Consider the following 15,263-nt stretch of genomic DNA (forward strand, 5'->3'; position numbering starts at 1 on the left):
GCCGATTTGGTGAGATGGAAACCACGGAAATCACCACTCCTCACCGATTCGGGTGAGAATGGCGGCTCAGGTGGACCAGCGTGAGGACAGCCGCCGCCGACGACGGAGGTAAGGCACACATGGCACCGTACGAATCCGACGACACAGCGGGCGTCGCGCGGGACGAGGACCCGCGCTCCGGCCGGCGCAAGGCCGCCCGGTACGCCGTCCCCGTCGCGGTGGTGGGGGTGGCAGCGGCCACGATCGGGCTGGTCCCGGCGCTCGCCGACTCCGGTGACCCCGACCTGCCCAGGATCACCGCGCAGCAGCTCATCAACAAGATCGCCAAGTCGGACGTGCAGCAGCTGTCCGGCACGGTCAGGATCAGCACCGACCTCGGCCTGCCCGACCTCGGCGGCCTGGAGAGTGGCCTGATCTCCGGGGCGGCCAAGGGGTCCGGCGACGGATCCTCCGCCGACCCGAAGGCCAGGCTCACCGAGCTGGTCTCCGGCATGCACACCCTGCGCGTGGCCGCCGACGGCCCGGAGAAGCAGAAGGTGTCGCTGCTGGAACAGGGGTCCGAGTACAGCGTCATCCACGACGGCAAGGACGTCTGGGGCTACGACAGCAAGAGCAACGAGGTCCACCACGGCACGGCGGCCGACTCCGGCAAGGACCACAGGGCCGAGCCCCCGGCCACGCCCAAAAACTTCGCCGACGAGGCGCTGAAGTCGGTGGACGACACCACGTCCGTCACCGTCGACGGCACCGAGCAGGTCGCCGGGCGCGACGCCTACAAGCTGCTCATCAAGCCCCGGCAGTCCGGCACCACGGTCGGCGCGATCAGCATCGCCGTGGACGCGAAGACGGGCATGCCGCTGAAGTTCACCCTGACGCCGAAGAGCGGCGGCGCCGCCGTGGTCGACGCGGGCTTCACCCAGGTCTCCTTCGCCAAGCCGGATGCCTCCACCTTCCGCTTCACCCCGCCCAAGGGTGCGAAGGTCACCGAGGACAAGCAGCAGCCCGGGGAGCGGAAGCACGCGCCCCTGCCCGGCGGCGACTTCGCCAAGGGCCCGGGCGGCGCCACCGTCGTCGGCAAGGGCTGGACGTCCGTCGCCACCTTCGACACCGGCGCCAAGGGCGGCCTGCCGAGCGGCTCCAAGGCCGGTGACCTGGGCGGATTCCTCGGCTCGCTCGGTGACCACGTCTCCGGGAAGTTCGGCAAGGGCACGGTCTTCTCCACCCGTCTGGTCAACGCCCTGATAACGGACGACGGCAAGGTCTACGCCGGCGCGGTGACCAAGGAGGCACTGGTGAAGGCGGCGGACGCGGGCAAGTAGCCCCTTTCGGGCACCACGGGACGCGCCCCTTCGGGGGCGAGGACACGAGGGGGGAGTCGATGGCAGGACCGTCCGCCACGGAGCGGGACCCGGGCCGGGCGCGGGAGAGCGTCATCGCCACGCGCGGCCTCACCAAGCGCTACCGCGGCGGACACCTCGCCGTGGACGGTCTGGACCTGACCGTCCCGGCGGGCAGCGTCTTCGGCTTCCTCGGTCCGAACGGCTCCGGCAAGACCACCACCATCCGCATGCTGATGGGTCTGATCGAGCCGACCGCGGGCACGGCGCACGTCCTGGGCCGGCCCATGCCCCGGTCGGCCCGCGCGGTCCTCCCGCAGGTCGGCGCGCTCATCGAGGGCCCCGCCCTGTACGGCTTCCTCTCCGGCCGGGACAACCTGCTGCGCTACGACGCCGCCGACCCGACCGCCGACCCCCGCACCCGGCGCGCCCGGGTCGCCGCCGCCCTGGAGCGGGTGGGCCTCGCGGCCGCCGCCGGCAAGAAGGCGAGGGCGTACTCGCTCGGCATGAAGCAGCGGCTGGGCCTGGCCGCCGCGCTGCTCCAGCCGCGCGGACTGCTGGTGCTGGACGAGCCGACCAACGGCCTCGACCCGCAGGGCATGCGGGAGATCCGCACCCTGATCCGGGAGCTGGCCGCCGACGGCACGACCGTCTTCCTCTCCTCGCACCTCCTCGACGAGATCGAGCAGGTGTGCACGCACGCGGCCGTCATGACCCAGGGCCGGCTCGTCGTCCAGGGCGCGGTGGCCGACCTCGCGGCCGGGGCGCGCGGCCGCCTGGTGGTGACCACTCCGGACGCGGCCGAGGCGGCCGGGGTGCTCAAGGAGCAGGGCGTCGGGGACGTCACCGCCGACGGCGACCGGGTCACCGGTGAACCGCCCGCGCGGGACCTGGCCGAGGTGAACGCGGCCCTGGTCGCGGCGGGTGTACGCGTGCGGGGCTTCACGCTGGAACGCGCCTCCCTGGAGGACGCGTTCGTGGCACTGACGGGGGAGGGCTTCGATGTCGCGGGCTGAGACGTTCCAGGCGCCGGCCGCACCGGCCGCAGCGGCCGCACCAGCCGTACCGGGTGCCGGCCGCCCGAACCCGCTGTGGACCTTCGGACTGCTGCGCAGCGAGCTGGTCACCACCCTCCGACGCTGGCGCACGCTCGCCCTCCTCGGGGTGCTGGCCGCGGTGCCCGTGCTGGTCGGGATCGCGGTGAAGATCCAGACGCGGGGCGGTGGGACGGCGGACCACAGCGGACAGGGCCCGGCGTTCATCTCGCAGATCACCAACAACGGCCTGTTCCTGGTGTTCACGGCGCTGGCCGCGACGCTGCCGTTCTTCCTGCCGATGGCCGTCGGGGTCGTGGCGGGCGACGCGATAGCGGGTGAGGCGGGCGCGGGCACCCTGCGCTATCTGCTGGTCGCGCCGGCCGGCCGCACCCGGCTGCTGCTCACCAAGTACACGACCGTGCTGGCCTTCTGTCTGCTGGCCACCCTGGTCGTCGCGGTGTCGGCGCTGATCGTCGGCGCGCTGCTCTTCCCGCTCGGCGACCTGATGACGATCTCCGGCACCCGGATCGGCTTCACCGACGGACTCGGCAGAGCCCTGCTGATCGCCCTGGTCGTGGCCGCCTCACTGGTCGGCGTGGCGGCCCTGGGCCTGTTCGTGTCGACCCTCACCAACAGCGGCATAGCGGCGATGGCGACCACCGTCGGCCTGCTCATCACGGTCCAGATCCTCGACCAGATACCCCAGCTGCACGCGCTGCAGCCGTACTTCTTCTCGCACTACTGGCTGTCCTTCGCCGACCTGATGCGTGACCCGGTGTACTGGGACGACCTGACGAAGAACCTCGGTCTCCAGGCGCTGTACGCGGCGGTGTTCGGCTCGGCGGCCTGGGCGCGGTTCACGGCGAAGGACATCAGCGCGTAGGACATCAGCGCGTGGGACCTCGGCGCGTAGGTGCTAGCGGGCGGCCGTCTCGTACGGGAAGCGCGCGAGGGGTGCCTCCTGGGCGAAGAACGTCTTCGCGCGGCGCAGCGCGTCGGTGTCCCTCAGTACGTCCCCCGGTGCGCTGCCGTTGCCCAGCAGGACCCCGCCGAAGCGCATCCTCAGGTAGGCGGCCGAGTTGTTGAGGGTGCCGACGTACGGGTCGGCGACCGACGGCTCGGCGTCCGCCAGCGCGGCGATGCCCCACAGGGTGCGGCCGGCCAGGGTCTCCCGGAAAGCGAGGCCGGGGGTGCGCAGCCAGCCGGACCAGTGGTCCAGGTAGCGCTTGGTGTGGCCGGACACGGAGTACCAGTACAGCGGCGAGGCGATCACGAGGTCCGTGGCCTCAAGAGTGGCGTCCAGCAGCAGGCCGGGGGTGGTGTCCGGGGACGGGCGGGTGTGGTCGCTGTCGTGCCGCTGGTCCGTGAAGTCGGGCAGCGGATGCTCGGCGAGGCGGATCCAACGCTGTTCGACATCGCCGGGCAGCTGCTCGGCGGCCCTGCGGGCCAGCAGTTCGGTGTTGCCGTCCGGGCGGGAGCTGCCCAGGACGAAGAGGAAACGGCGGCTCATGGGTCCCCCAGGTGGTGATGTCGTACCGCGAATCAAGGCGTGTGCATTTTATGCACACGCAAGCAATCTCCGCCAGGGTGCGGCTGGTGCGAGGCTGTGACGTCACGGTGACGCGCGGAGCCCGGCGAGCCGGGAGACTGGTCGGCAGGACGCGTACGACCGGATCGCGACGCCGGGGGAGTGAGGAAGCACCGATGGCTCGACTCAGCTTCGAGAAGAAGCGGGCGCAGCAGCCCGCGGCGCATCCGGCGGTGGTCGCCGTCCGGGTGTTCGGCTCGGGAGGCGCGTCGGTGGGCGGGGCGTCGGTCGTGGCGGCTCCCGGAGAGGAGATCCAGCAGACCGTGCTGAACCACCTTCAGCGCCTGGCCATCAGCCTCGGTGCCCCCATACGGGCCACCATCCACGACGACCGCGCGGGCTGCGTCGTACCGCTGGAGGTCAGTGCGGACGGCTCCAGCCGGGTGACGGGTGAGCCGGTACGGCTGCCCCGGCGGGAGGAGTCCGGGGCTCCGGGGCCGCGGGGGCAGGGCACGGCATCGGCGGCGGGGGCGGCGGCGGACGTCACGGCGCCGCAGTCCGTGTCCTCCGTGAGTGTGAAGGTGCCGACGGGGCAGTTCGGGCCCGCGCCGGTCATGGACGTACCCGCGCCCGCACCTGTGCCCGCGGCTGTGCCCGCACCCGTGCCCGCACCCGCACCCGGGCCCGTGCCTGGCGCGGAGGCGCGCGGGTCCGTCACCTGTGCACCCGTGCCGACGCCCCTCGCGGAAGCGGCGGCACTCGCGCCCGTCATGGACGCACCGGTCCCCGCCACCACCTCCACCCCCACCCCGCCCCGGGGCTTCGACGCCGTGGCCGAGGAGGTACTCGGGGACGGGCCCGTGACCGAGACCGCGGAGGGGGCCGAGTTGCTCACCGGGCCGCTGACGCGCATCAACGAGGACGTGCGGGCGGGCCGGATCGAGGCGGCGGCCGAACTCGCCGACCGTACGGTCACCGAGGCGTCCGCCGTGCTGGGTCCCGACCACGCCGAAGTACTGCACCTGCGGGAACTGACCGCCTACATCGCCTACTTGGGAGACGACCCGGTCCGTGCCTGCCGGCTGTCCCTGGAACTCGCCGCACTGCGCAGGCGGGCCCGGGACGCGGAGGCCGCCTACGGCAACGTAGAGAGCGCGGCCACCGCCTGGCGCGCGGTGCGTGATCCGGAGGAGGGGCTGCGGCTGGGCCGCGACCTGATCGACCTGTGGACGGGCCTCAGTGCCGAGCCGGGCCCCGCCGCCGAGGATTCCCGGCCCCTGGAGTCGGCGCGTGCCCGTATGGTCCGCCTGGCCGACCGGGCGGCCCGCGCCGCGCAGTCCTGAGCACCGCGGGCAGCCGGTGAAGACACCCGGCGCCCGCCGGTCCTGACTTGCCCGCCACCCGCTCCGGGCTCGCCGGGAACGCGGACCTGCCCGTCTTCGGATGCGCCTGCCCGTCTTCGGATGCGCCTGCAAGTCTTCGGATCGGCCTGCCCGTCTTCGGATCGTCCTGCCCCGCTTCGATTCCGCCGGCCCTGCCTCGCATTCGCCGGCCCTTCCTCGCATTCGCCTGGCCCTCTGCATGCCGGCGGCCGCCCGCATCGCACGCGCGCGCCCTTCAACGGCTCATCGTTCGGGTCGAGTTCCCCCTCGCCCTCACCCCCCTCGCCCCCGCCCATGACGGCCAGGGGCCATTTCGAGCCATCTCACCAGCCCTGCCACGCAACGCCTTTGACGGGGCGACATGTGCCACGCACGGGTGACGTGTGCCCTATTTATTGATCTTGCGTACAGTGATGCATCTGTGATTACCTTTAAATCACGGTACAACTTTGAAGTTCGGTTGGTCGTCGGCCCGCCTCACGGGGGGCCAGTGGGGAGTCGGTCACATGAACGTCGTCGCGGCAGGCGGACACAACCTGTTGCGCAGTGCGCTGTGCGCGTTGCTCGCGAGTGAGGACGACATCGATGTCGTCGCGCAAGCCGCCGAGATCGGCCAGGTGACGGAGCTGGCCTGTCGGCACCACCCGGATGTCGTGCTGCTGCACCTGGAGCGCGCGGACCTCGCGGCGGTGCACACCGTGCTCGCCCTGCGGGCCGACTGCCCGGGGACCCGGATCATCGCCATGACCCCGTTCGAGGACCGGGCGTTCCTGCGGGCTCTGCAGCGGGCCGGTGCCCAGCGGTGCCTGTCCTCCCGGATCACCTACGCGGAGCTGGCCGCCGCGGTGCGCGGCGAGGCCCGCGACCGGTCCGCCGTCTCTCCGCTGCTGGCGCTGCTCACCCCGCGTGAGGCGGAGATCATGCGGCTGGTGGCACGGGCGCTCAGCAACCGGCAGATCGGCCGGCGCCTCGAGATCACCGAGGACACCGTCAAACGCCACCTCTACAACGTCTTCAAGAAGCTCGACGTCGGCTCCCGCCTGGAGGCGGTCAACCGGCTCTACGGCGGCCGGTCGATGACCGCGCGCTCCGAGGCCACGCATCCCGCCGCCTAGAGGTCCTCGGGACCGGGCCGCCGCCGAGTGACGGCTCCGGCCGGCCCGGACCCCGGCGAGGTCCGGCGGGGTCCGGGCACGAGCCCCAGGACGCCGGGGGGGCGGCGCCGTCGGCGTGCGCCGCCCCCCGGCCGGTGGGTTCAGCGGGTGGTGGTCACGAACTCCGTGAAGCCGCCCTCCCGCAGTTTCAGCTGGGCGTGGATGTCGCCGCCCAGCCCGAAGAAGCCGATGGCGCCGCCGTAGTTCTGCTGGTAACTCATCCACAGCAGCACGACGTTCACGATGCGTCGCGGACCCGGGGCCCCCGGCGCCGGGAAGGGGTTCGGCAGCGTGGCCCGGTAGTGGCCCTTGCCGGCCGCGTCGGCCAGGAACACGTTCGGCACACCCAGCGGGCCGGGCCGGAACGGGCCGTTCGGCGCGGGCGCGAGGTCGTGCTCCCGCAGCGACATCACCGTGTACATGCTGTCCGGCACCAGCCCGGAGAACTCGAACCGGAACTCGGCGTCATGGCCCCCGTTCACGGTGGCCACCTCCAGGGAGCCCTGTGCCCGCACCCACTGTCCCAGAGTGACGGGCTCACGGATCCTGCGTCCGTCCTCGGGCCGCAGATCGGGGATCGGCACCTCGTGGAAGGGGTGACTGGGCCTGCGGATACGGTGCGCCTGGGGGCACTGGTCGGGGGCGAACAGCATCGGGTAGTTGTTGGCCGGCAGGGGCAACGGCAAGGTGTACAGGACCATGTCCCGGTCGGCACGGGTCAGTTCGGCGGGCTCGACCGGCAGCTCCCGCACGATCCGGTACGGCAGCTGATCCCCGTGCGGCGGCACCTCGCTGTCCGGGGAGACGATCGCCGAACCCCACTCCGAGCGGACCGAGCCGCCGGGGCCGGGCCGGTTGATCCGGCCGATGACGACGAAGTCGCCGTCCCCGTTCATCACCTCGCTCGGCGGATAGGTCGGTCCCTGGGTGGTCAGGCTCAGCTCATAGGTCGCGGTGGGCATCGCTCAGGCCTCGATCCGCGCGTACGTCTTCGTGAACAGGCCCTGGTCGCCGCCCCGGGTGACGATGTACTTCTCCCGCACCTCGGTGAGGATCGCCTCGTACCCGGGTGTCCGGAAGACCGCGTTGTGCTGCGCCGGGGGCACCGAGAAACCGGCCACGAACAGCACGCCCGGCTCGGTGCTCAGCAGCGAGTGGTAGGCGAGGAACACCTCCGACTCGGGTGCGGCGCGCACCGTTTCGAAGATGGTGCGTTCCCGCCAGCCGCGGTATCCGTCGATCACCGGCGGCCTGACCTCGACCCGGCGCAGCTGGACGTAGGGCGTCCCGGGCAGCGGGTCTGCGGTGTCCTTGACCGCTTCCACGAAGTCGTGGACCTGGCGGCGCAGGTCGCCGGCGAGCGTCGGGGCCAAGGCGTCCCAGAGCGCCGCGGCCTCCTCCCGGAGCGTGGCCAGCTCCTCCAGGCGGGTCAGCGGCCGCAGTTCGAGCAGGCAGTGGTCCTCAAGCGACCGGTAGAGCCGGCGGCCGTCGGGGCGGTCGGCCTGGAACTCCAGCCAGCCCTTGACGGCCCGGTCCAGCTGGTCCGGCTGGACGGGTGCCTCGGTGACGAGCAGCAGCGGTGCGGACATGGTGATGTCGTCCCATCTGAGAGAGGTGTGCGGATGCGGTGCGGGACTGCCGGGCGCAGTCAGGGGGCGCCGCCGGCCGCCGGTGCGGTGAGGCGCACCGGGGCGCGGTCGGAGGGGGTGAAGGCGTCGACGCGGATCTGCCGCCAGACCCCGTGCACCAGGAACGGGTCCTGCCGGAAGTGCTGTTCGACGCTCTCCCGGTCGGGGCCGGCGACGATGAGGAGGCTGCCGACCGCCCGGCCGCCGTCCTCCGCGACCAGCGGCCCGTACAGCAGGGGGTCGAGGCGGCCCGAGCGCAGGTGGAGCGAGTGGTCGGGCCGCAGGCGCGCCCGGAGCGCCTCGGTGCCCGGGGCGTCCAGGCAGTGCACCACCCACAGCGGCGGTGTCATGGCGTCGCGGCGGGTGCGGGGGCCGCCGACAGGGCGGCGCGGATCGCCTGCCGGGCGGCCATGGACTCCTGCTTGACGGCGACGGCCTGCGGCACGATGCGTACGGTGGCGTCGAACTCGGCGGCCTGGCGGCCGTCCTGGGTGACCGTCACGGTCAGTTCGAGGGTGTCGCCGACCGGGCCGGCGTGCCGCGCGCGCAGCCGGAGGCCGACGGTGGCGGGGAGCGGGAAGACGAAGCTGTGGAACTCCGCGCGGATCGCCGCGATCACGAAGCGCCGGGGCTCCCCGTCCGGGAGCAGGAACCGTTCGGTCACCGCCGTCCAGGTCTGGCGCGCGGCCTCCAGCAGGGTGACGGCCGGGATGTGCTGTCCGGTGAGGTGGTCCGACAGCACCTCCACGCGCTGGTCGAGCAGGAGCGGGGCCGCGTAGGCGTCCGGGCCGGTCCGCCGCACCTCGCCGATCAGGACGTTGTGTTCCTGGCGTTTGTGGGTCGGGAGCCGGTCGGAGGGCAGGGGCAGGTCCGTGCCGGTGAGCGCGCCCAGCTCGCGCCGCTCGCCGGCGGTCAGGCCCTGGCCGGGCACGAGCGGGGTGGCCGCGGACAGCTCCCCCGCGCGCAGTCCGTCGATCAGTTCGGACACGGGTGCCGTGCCCGGGTTCTGCAGGAATTCCTCGAAGCGATCGCCCACGACGACGCGGGCGGCGGGTTGGTGCGGCATTGCGGACATCCTCGTTTCATGCGGAACGGGCGCGGACTCTGCGGCCGGGCACGGACAGCGGGCGCCGGCCCACGCGGAATGCCGGCGCGGCGGGTCGTGCGGCGCCCGCCGCAGGGCGGTGGGTCGTACGGCGGCAGGTTGTACGGCGGCAGGTTGTACGGCGCTGCGTCGTACGGCAGGTCGTACGGCGGTGCGTCGTACGGCAGGTCATACGGCGATGGACCGCGACAGGGTGCCGTGGTAGGCCCCGACCAGGTCGGCGACCGTACGGACGTCGGAGATCAGCAGCTCCTCCGCGAAGGGGTCGACACCGGTGTCCGCCTCCAGCTGGATGATGAGCCGCGCGAGCAGCAGCGAGGTCAGACCGAGATCGGTCAGCCGCTCTGCGCCGGTGATCGGCGCGTGCTCCACTCCGGCTTCCGCGAGCAGTTCGGTCAGTTCCCCGAGCACGATGGTCCGGGTGGTTTCCTCACTCAGCATGTGATGCCTCCGTCGACGACGATGGACTGTCCCGTGATGAACGACGCCTGGGGAGAGATCACGAACGAGACGGCGTCGGCGATCTCGTCCACGGTGGCGATCCGGCCCAGCGGCGTGCGCCGGGCGATCCGGCCCCGGTCGGTGTGTGTGACGTCCGTGGTCAGGTCGCTGTCGAAGAACCCGGGCACCACGGAGTTCACACGGATGCCCAGGGGGCCCAGCTCCCGGGCCAGCGCGCGGGTGAGGCCGTCCAGGCCCGCCTTCGCGGCGGCGTACACGGCCACGCCCCGGTAACCGCGGAGCGCGTTGATCGAGGAGATGGTGACGATCCGCCCGCCGCCCGTCCGGCTCATCGCCCGGGCGCAGGCCTGGGTCAGGATGAGGGGCCCGGTGAGGTTGGCGGCGATGCCGGCCGCGATGCGGTCGGGGCCGGTGGTCACGAACAGCTCCAGGTCGGGCAGGGCCGCCGCGTTGTTCACGAGCAGGTCGATCCGGCCGTACCGGCGCAGCACGTCCGCGGTGAAGCGGCGCAGCGACGCGGGATCGGTCAGGTCGGCCGCCTCCCAGAAGAAGGTCTCGGGCGCCGACTCCGCCGTCCTCGTCACGAACGCGCCGGCGGACCGGCTGAAGGTGGCGACCCGCCAGCCGTCGGCCAGCAGCCGGCTCACCAGGACGGCGCCCAGCCCCCGGCTTCCGCCGCTGATGACGGCGACCGGGCGTGCCGCCGTGTCCGTGGACCCCGTCATGCCAGGCTCCTGACCTTCTTGAAGCGCTCGGAGTGCTGGGGCGCGGACGACACCTCGACGAGGGCGGGCACCTTGAACGGCTCCAGCCGGGCGGCGCAGTGCCGTCGTACGCGGTGCGCGACCGCGCGGTGGTCCTCGTCGTCGGCCAGCTGCACGGTCACCGTGACCACGGACCCGGTGACATGGCTGGGCCGGCCGCGGACGGTGGCCTCGGCGACGTTGTCCACCTCCAGGACGACGCTCTCCACCTCGCTCGGGTAGACCTTCTCGCCGCCGACGTTGATGATCTCGGAGCGGCGGCCGAGGATCCGCAGCCAGTCGCCGTCGGCCTCGACCACGTCCTGGGTGTCGAAGTAGCCCTCGGCGTCGAACGGGGCGGGGGCGTTGAGATAGCCGAGCATCGCCATGTCGGAGCGGACCCACAGCACCCCGTCCACGATGCGGTGGTCGAAGCCTTCCTGGCCGAGCTTCACCCAGAGGCTGTCGTCGTCGCGCGACTTCGTCGGCAGGATGCCCAGTTCGGAGAGCCCGTACGTCTGCTTGAACCGCACCTGTGGCAGCGCCTGCTTCAGGCGCCGCAGCGTGCGCAGCGGCATCGGCTCGGTGCCGTAGGTGATCAGCTCCAGGGAGTCGGTGGCACGCCGGTCCAGCACCCCGGAGATCAGCACCATGTTGAGGAAGGTGGGCGTGGTCGGCAGTACCTGGGCGCGGTGGCGCTCGGCGGCCGCGAAGACGGCGTCCGGGGTCCGCTCCGGCACCGTCACCACCGTGCCGCCCCGGTACAGCGTGTGCAGCAGGGTGTTGATGCCGCCGATGTGGTCCAGGCTGAGGAAGGACAGGATGCGCTGGGGCCGGCCGCCGGGCCGGTACCGGCCGAGCACCTTGCCGAAGTCCAGCACCGACGCCTTGCTGCGGCCCGTGGTGCCGGAGCTGAACAGCACCAGCCCGGGCCTGCCGCTCTCGCGGAGCCCCCGGTACAGCTCGTGGCCGGCGCGGCGGCCGGTGCGCTCCAGCGTGCGGTCGCCGGACCGGCCCAGCCGTACGGTGGTCTCCACCTCGGCCACGTCGAGGAACTCGGCGCGCTTCGCGTCGGGCAGCGCGGTGAGCGGTACGACGATGACGCCGCGCTCGATCAGGGCGAGCAGCCCGGCGCAGGACTGCGGCGAGCACGGTCCCTCCAGCGTCACCACGTCCCCCGGGCGCACGCCCTGCCGGTCGAGGAACCGACGCCACTCCCGCACTTCCTCCAAGAGCCCGGCGTACGTGGTGGTGGTCCCGTCGAAGACGACGGCCTCGGCGGTCCCGTATTTCTCCAGCACCGCGGTCGGGGTGTCTGTCACGGATTTCCTCCGGAAGTTGTCCGATGCCATTCCCCACAAGCGGTGGGAAGTCGTCCTTCCATGACTTTAGGGGCCGTTCCTGCCCTGCTCAACGGGCCTTTGTGGCGCCGGAGTTCCTATGTTCTCCTGGCCATCCCGATACGGGTACGGCGCGGGAATACGGGAATTCCCGCGGTCTCGGCGGGCCGACGCGAAAAGGCCGTCCTCCGCCCGGTGGAGGGGCGGAGAACGGCCTTGCGGGAAAGGAAGGGAAAGCGTGGGGCGGCGTGAATTCAGGAGGCGGGTTGCTCGTCCGGGCCCGGGACCGGGACCGGGGCGGCCGCGACCGGGGCGGTCGCGGGCGCCGGCCGGGGCGCGTGTGCCTCGCGCGAGGAGACGAAGACACCCAGGATCACCACGAGACCGGCGCCGATCTGCAGCGGTGTCACCGGCTGGCCCAGCACGAACGAGCCCAGGACCGTGAACACGGGCACCAGATGGAAGAAGACGGCGGTGTCGGCGACCCCGATGTGGCTGACGCCGTAGTTCCAGAAGACGTACGCCAGCACGGTGGCGAGCAGTCCGACGAAGGCGAGCGCGGTCCACACCCCGGCCGGCAGCGCCCCGAGGACATGGGGCGTCGGCCGCGGGCTGACCTGTGAGGCCACCACCCACAGCCCGGCGCAGCCCATCAGGGTGGTCAGCCCGGTGGTCACGACCGGTGTGCTGTCCTTGACGTACCGGCCGCCCAGGATCGAGTAGAGCGCCAGACAGGTGGTGGCGCCCACGCACATCAGGTCGCCCACGTTCGGCGGCTCCAGCCGGCGTACCGAACCGGCGAGGATCAGCACCGCCACCCCGGCGAAGCTGACCAAGGTGCCGATCTTGTGCCCACGGCTGATCCGCTCCTTGTGCCAGACGCCCGCGATCAGCGCCGTGACCAGCGGGTTGGTCGCCTGGATCAGGGCGCCGTTGGTGGGGGAGGTGTGCCGCATGGCGAAGAAGAACAGCACGTTGAAGAGGACGACACCCACCAGGGCCATCGCGAGGAGCGGGCGCCAGCTGCTGCGCAGGGCCCGCAGCGCGACGCGCCGCCGGACGGCGAGGACGGCGAGGACGGCCAGACCCGCGATCGAGTAGCGCAGCGCGGCGCCCGCCGGCGGCGACACGTGGCGCACGGTGTAGTTCACCAGGTTGAAGGTGGCACCCCAGAACAGCGCCGACATGGTCAGCATGAGGTAGATGGTTTTTCTGCTCATGGCGTTCTCCGGCCGCTCGGGGCGGACGGAGCGCCCGCACGGGCCGGACCGTCCCCGGGGGAGGTGGTGGGTTCAGCGGGAGGCCCGGGCGAGTGTCCCCGTGTCGGCGGGCAGGACGGGCCAGCCGTGCCGGACGGCGTGGTCGGTCAGGACCGGGTCGTGCCGGCCGACCACGTGGGGACGGCCCACCAGGCCGAGCATCCCGAGGTCGCTGGCGTGGTCACCGTAGGCGGAACAGGCGGCGGGGTCCGCGCCGAGGCGGGCCAGGGTCTCCCGCACCGCGTCGGTCTTGGCCTCGCCGATCATGGCGCGCCGCACCTCGCCGGTCAGCCGTCCGTCGGGTCCGGTCAGCGGCTGTGAGCAGAGGACGACGTCGGCGCCGAGTTCCTTGGCGAGCGGGTCCAGGCAGCCGGTGAAGGAGCCGGAGACCAGGACCACGGTGTCGCCCGCCGTCCGGTGGTCCGTCAGCGCCCGCACGGTCGGCAGCACGAAGGCGTCGGGCAGCAGCCGGTAGGCCTCGTACCACTCCCGGCCGGCCTTGAGCAGCTCGGTCCACGAGGCACCGGCGAAGTGGCGGTAGTAGGCCAGGTTCACCTCGGTGCGCGGGACACCGCTCGCCCACATGCTCCGGAAACGGCCCATGACCGCGTGGAAGTCGGTCTCGTCGCCTCCTTCGCGCAGCGTCCAGAAGCGCAGGAAGTCGAACATGCTCTTGGCGGTGATGAGCGTCTCGTCGACATCGAAGAAGGCAGCTCGCCGGTTCGTACGCATGACGCGGTGGGGTCCCTTCGGAAGTGAGCACGCCGCTCGGCCCGATGACGATAAAAGTCCCGTCCGGGCGGTCGGGCGCCGCTTGCACGAAGGTGGTAGGACCGCTTCGGGTATGGCAGTTCGGTCTCGCTGAAAGACGCATTGCCCCTGCGTGAGAGCCAAACCTAACGTCGAGGCGTACCAGCCCCGGAGAATCTCCCTACAGTGAGGAATCGAAGATGTCTCAGCCGAATGCGGGCGCCGTCGCGCAGGAGTTCTGGGCGAAGCTGCAGAGCGGGGACCGGGAGGGCGTGCTGGCCATGCTCCCCGACCGGCTGGACTGGTTCGTCCCCGGCGACCCGCAGCGGGTGCCGTGGGCCGGCCGGCGCACCGAGAAGGCGCAGATCCGCGAGTTCCTGCAGATGCTCGGCGGCACCATGAAGCCCGAGCTGAACAAGGTGGACCAGGTGATCGAGCAGGGCCCCGAAGCCGTGATACTGGGCTACTTCGAGCACCGCTGCCGTGCCACCGGCAAGCTGTTCGCCTCCCCGTACGCCCTGCACCTGACGATCGCCGACGGCCTGGTCGTGAACTACGACATCTACGAGGACACCCAGGCCCTCGTCGACGCGCTCTCCTGACCGTGGCGCGCACCGGGCAGCCCGGCACCGCGCCGGGCGTCGCGGAGGCCGACCTGGACCTCGGCGACCACGTCACGCGGCTCCTCGACCGCCCGGCCCGCGACCCCGCCACCGGCGCCGATCCGCTGGTCCTGGTCCACGCGCTGGGCCTGGACCGGCGGATGTGGGCGCCGGTCGCGGGGTGCCTGCCGCCGGACCGCAGGGTGATCGCCTACGACGTCCGCGGCCACGGCCGGGCGGCCGGCGCCCCACCGCCCGCCACCGTGCGGGACCTGGCCGAGGACCTGCTGCGCCTGCTCGACACGCTGGGCCTCGCCCGGGTGGCGCTGGCCGGGCTGTCCATGGGCGGCGCCGTCGCCCAGACCTTCGCCGTGCACCACCCCGGACGTCTGTCCGCGCTCCATCTCGTGGCCACGGCCGCCGATCCGCAGCCCGCCTATCTGGAACGCGCGGACCGGGTCGAGCGGTACGGCGTCGTCGAGCAGCTGCCCGCGACGCTGGAGCGCTGGTTCACGCCGGCTTTCCTGGCGGCGGACCCGGAGCCCGTGCGCTACGCGCGCGAAACCCTCGCCGGTGTGCGTGCCGCCGACTTCGGCGCGGGCTGGCGGGCGCTGGCTCGGCTGGACGTCCGTGCCGGGCTGGGCGGGCTGCGGCTGCCGGTGCGGGTGATCGCCGGAGGGGACGACCCGGCGACCCCGCCCGCCCTGATGCGCGGCATCGCGCAGGACATTCCGGGAGCCGAATTCGTGATCATCGATGGCGTGCGGCATTTGCCGGCCCTGGAGGCGCCGGAGCGCCTCGCGGCCCTCCTGCGCCCGGAATTCCGGCGTCCATGACCCGAAGCGAGGGGGGCATGCCACTTCGGTGGCAGAAGAAGTCCCCCGCACCGATGTGACGGCTAGCTTGGCAGCAGCCGAGTCAGCCGAAAGGGAAACG

General features: G+C 72.2%; 17 protein-coding genes. 7 read left to right on the forward strand and 10 right to left on the reverse strand.

What is annotated here, in order from left to right:
* The first annotated feature begins 119 nt into the window (after positions 1-119).
* The 3 genes from AB0N17_RS30550 to AB0N17_RS30560 are packed head-to-tail and all read left to right on the forward strand — an operon-like array spanning position 120 to position 3,257.
* On the forward strand, positions 120-1,319 hold the full coding sequence (locus tag AB0N17_RS30550; protein WP_366014787.1) for a sigma-E factor regulatory protein RseB domain-containing protein: 1,200 nt from the start codon (positions 120-122) through the stop codon (positions 1,317-1,319).
* A 59-nt stretch (positions 1,320-1,378) separates the two neighbouring features.
* Complete coding sequence (locus AB0N17_RS30555) at positions 1,379-2,353, forward strand: ABC transporter ATP-binding protein (protein WP_366014788.1); 975 nt, start codon at positions 1,379-1,381, stop codon at positions 2,351-2,353.
* A complete protein-coding gene (locus AB0N17_RS30560) occupies positions 2,340-3,257 on the forward strand; it encodes an ABC transporter permease (RefSeq protein WP_366014789.1) in 918 nt (305 codons plus the stop codon). The genes AB0N17_RS30555 and AB0N17_RS30560 overlap by 14 nt, the downstream gene beginning before the upstream one ends.
* A 33-nt stretch (positions 3,258-3,290) precedes the next feature.
* Here AB0N17_RS30560 and AB0N17_RS30565 read toward each other — a convergent pair whose 3' ends face one another.
* Positions 3,291-3,884, reverse strand: a complete 594-nt coding sequence (locus AB0N17_RS30565) for an NAD(P)H-dependent oxidoreductase (protein WP_366014790.1) — start codon at positions 3,882-3,884, stop codon at positions 3,291-3,293.
* A 194-nt stretch (positions 3,885-4,078) separates the two neighbouring features.
* Here AB0N17_RS30565 and AB0N17_RS30570 point away from each other — a divergent pair, with 194 nt between their 5' ends.
* Together AB0N17_RS30570 and AB0N17_RS30575 are read left to right on the forward strand one after the other, a co-directional pair.
* Entirely contained in the window at positions 4,079-5,245 is a 1,167-nt protein-coding gene (locus AB0N17_RS30570; RefSeq protein WP_366014791.1) for a hypothetical protein, read from the forward strand.
* Positions 5,246-5,790: 545 nt separating this feature from the next.
* Positions 5,791-6,399 (forward strand): response regulator transcription factor, encoded by a 609-nt coding sequence (locus AB0N17_RS30575; RefSeq protein ID WP_366014792.1) that lies wholly within the window; start codon positions 5,791-5,793, stop codon positions 6,397-6,399.
* Between the two features lie 140 nt (positions 6,400-6,539).
* On the opposite strand, the gene AB0N17_RS30580 is transcribed toward AB0N17_RS30575, so the two are convergent.
* The 9 genes from AB0N17_RS30580 to AB0N17_RS30620 all read right to left on the reverse strand — a co-directional run bounded on the left by AB0N17_RS30580 (position 6,540) and on the right by AB0N17_RS30620 (position 13,707).
* The gene (locus AB0N17_RS30580; RefSeq protein WP_366014793.1) at positions 6,540-7,400 is read right to left on the reverse strand and encodes a hypothetical protein; all 861 of its coding nucleotides are present in this window, start codon (positions 7,398-7,400) and stop codon (positions 6,540-6,542) included.
* A gap of 3 nt (positions 7,401-7,403) precedes the next feature.
* Positions 7,404-8,027: a hypothetical protein gene (locus AB0N17_RS30585; protein WP_366014794.1), complete on the reverse strand. Its 624-nt coding sequence runs from the start codon at positions 8,025-8,027 to the stop codon at positions 7,404-7,406.
* A 59-nt stretch (positions 8,028-8,086) separates the two neighbouring features.
* The gene (locus AB0N17_RS30590; protein WP_366014795.1) at positions 8,087-8,416 is read right to left on the reverse strand and encodes a YciI family protein; all 330 of its coding nucleotides are present in this window, start codon (positions 8,414-8,416) and stop codon (positions 8,087-8,089) included.
* Positions 8,413-9,132 carry an AfsA-related hotdog domain-containing protein gene (locus AB0N17_RS30595; RefSeq protein ID WP_366014796.1) on the reverse strand — a complete coding sequence of 240 codons (720 nt, stop codon included), beginning with the start codon at positions 9,130-9,132 and terminating at the stop codon, positions 8,413-8,415. Before AB0N17_RS30595 ends, AB0N17_RS30590 begins: the two co-directional genes overlap by 4 nt.
* Positions 9,133-9,339: 207 nt before the next feature.
* A complete protein-coding gene (locus tag AB0N17_RS30600; RefSeq protein ID WP_366014797.1) occupies positions 9,340-9,612 on the reverse strand; it encodes an acyl carrier protein in 273 nt (90 codons plus the stop codon).
* Complete coding sequence (locus AB0N17_RS30605) at positions 9,606-10,358, reverse strand: SDR family oxidoreductase (protein ID WP_366014798.1); 753 nt, start codon at positions 10,356-10,358, stop codon at positions 9,606-9,608. The genes AB0N17_RS30600 and AB0N17_RS30605 overlap by 7 nt, the downstream gene beginning before the upstream one ends.
* Positions 10,355-11,698 carry a class I adenylate-forming enzyme family protein gene (locus AB0N17_RS30610; RefSeq protein WP_366014799.1) on the reverse strand — a complete coding sequence of 448 codons (1,344 nt, stop codon included), beginning with the start codon at positions 11,696-11,698 and terminating at the stop codon, positions 10,355-10,357. The genes AB0N17_RS30605 and AB0N17_RS30610 overlap by 4 nt, the downstream gene beginning before the upstream one ends.
* A gap of 272 nt (positions 11,699-11,970) precedes the next feature.
* The gene (locus tag AB0N17_RS30615) at positions 11,971-12,936 is read right to left on the reverse strand and encodes a DMT family transporter (protein ID WP_366014800.1); all 966 of its coding nucleotides are present in this window, start codon (positions 12,934-12,936) and stop codon (positions 11,971-11,973) included.
* 72 nt (positions 12,937-13,008) lie between these two features.
* Positions 13,009-13,707, reverse strand: coding sequence for an HAD-IB family hydrolase (locus AB0N17_RS30620; RefSeq protein ID WP_366014801.1), 699 nt, complete (start codon positions 13,705-13,707; stop codon positions 13,009-13,011).
* 218 nt (positions 13,708-13,925) lie between these two features.
* Here AB0N17_RS30620 and AB0N17_RS30625 point away from each other — a divergent pair, with 218 nt between their 5' ends.
* Positions 13,926-14,327 (forward strand): nuclear transport factor 2 family protein, encoded by a 402-nt coding sequence (locus AB0N17_RS30625; RefSeq protein ID WP_366014802.1) that lies wholly within the window; start codon positions 13,926-13,928, stop codon positions 14,325-14,327.
* Positions 14,328-14,329: 2 nt separating this feature from the next.
* Complete coding sequence (locus AB0N17_RS30630; RefSeq protein ID WP_366014803.1) at positions 14,330-15,163, forward strand: alpha/beta fold hydrolase; 834 nt, start codon at positions 14,330-14,332, stop codon at positions 15,161-15,163.
* Positions 15,164-15,263: the final 100 nt, after the last annotated feature.

The organism is Streptomyces sp. NPDC051133, assembly GCF_040682635.1.
Lineage (GTDB): Bacteria > Actinomycetota > Actinomycetes > Streptomycetales > Streptomycetaceae > Streptomyces.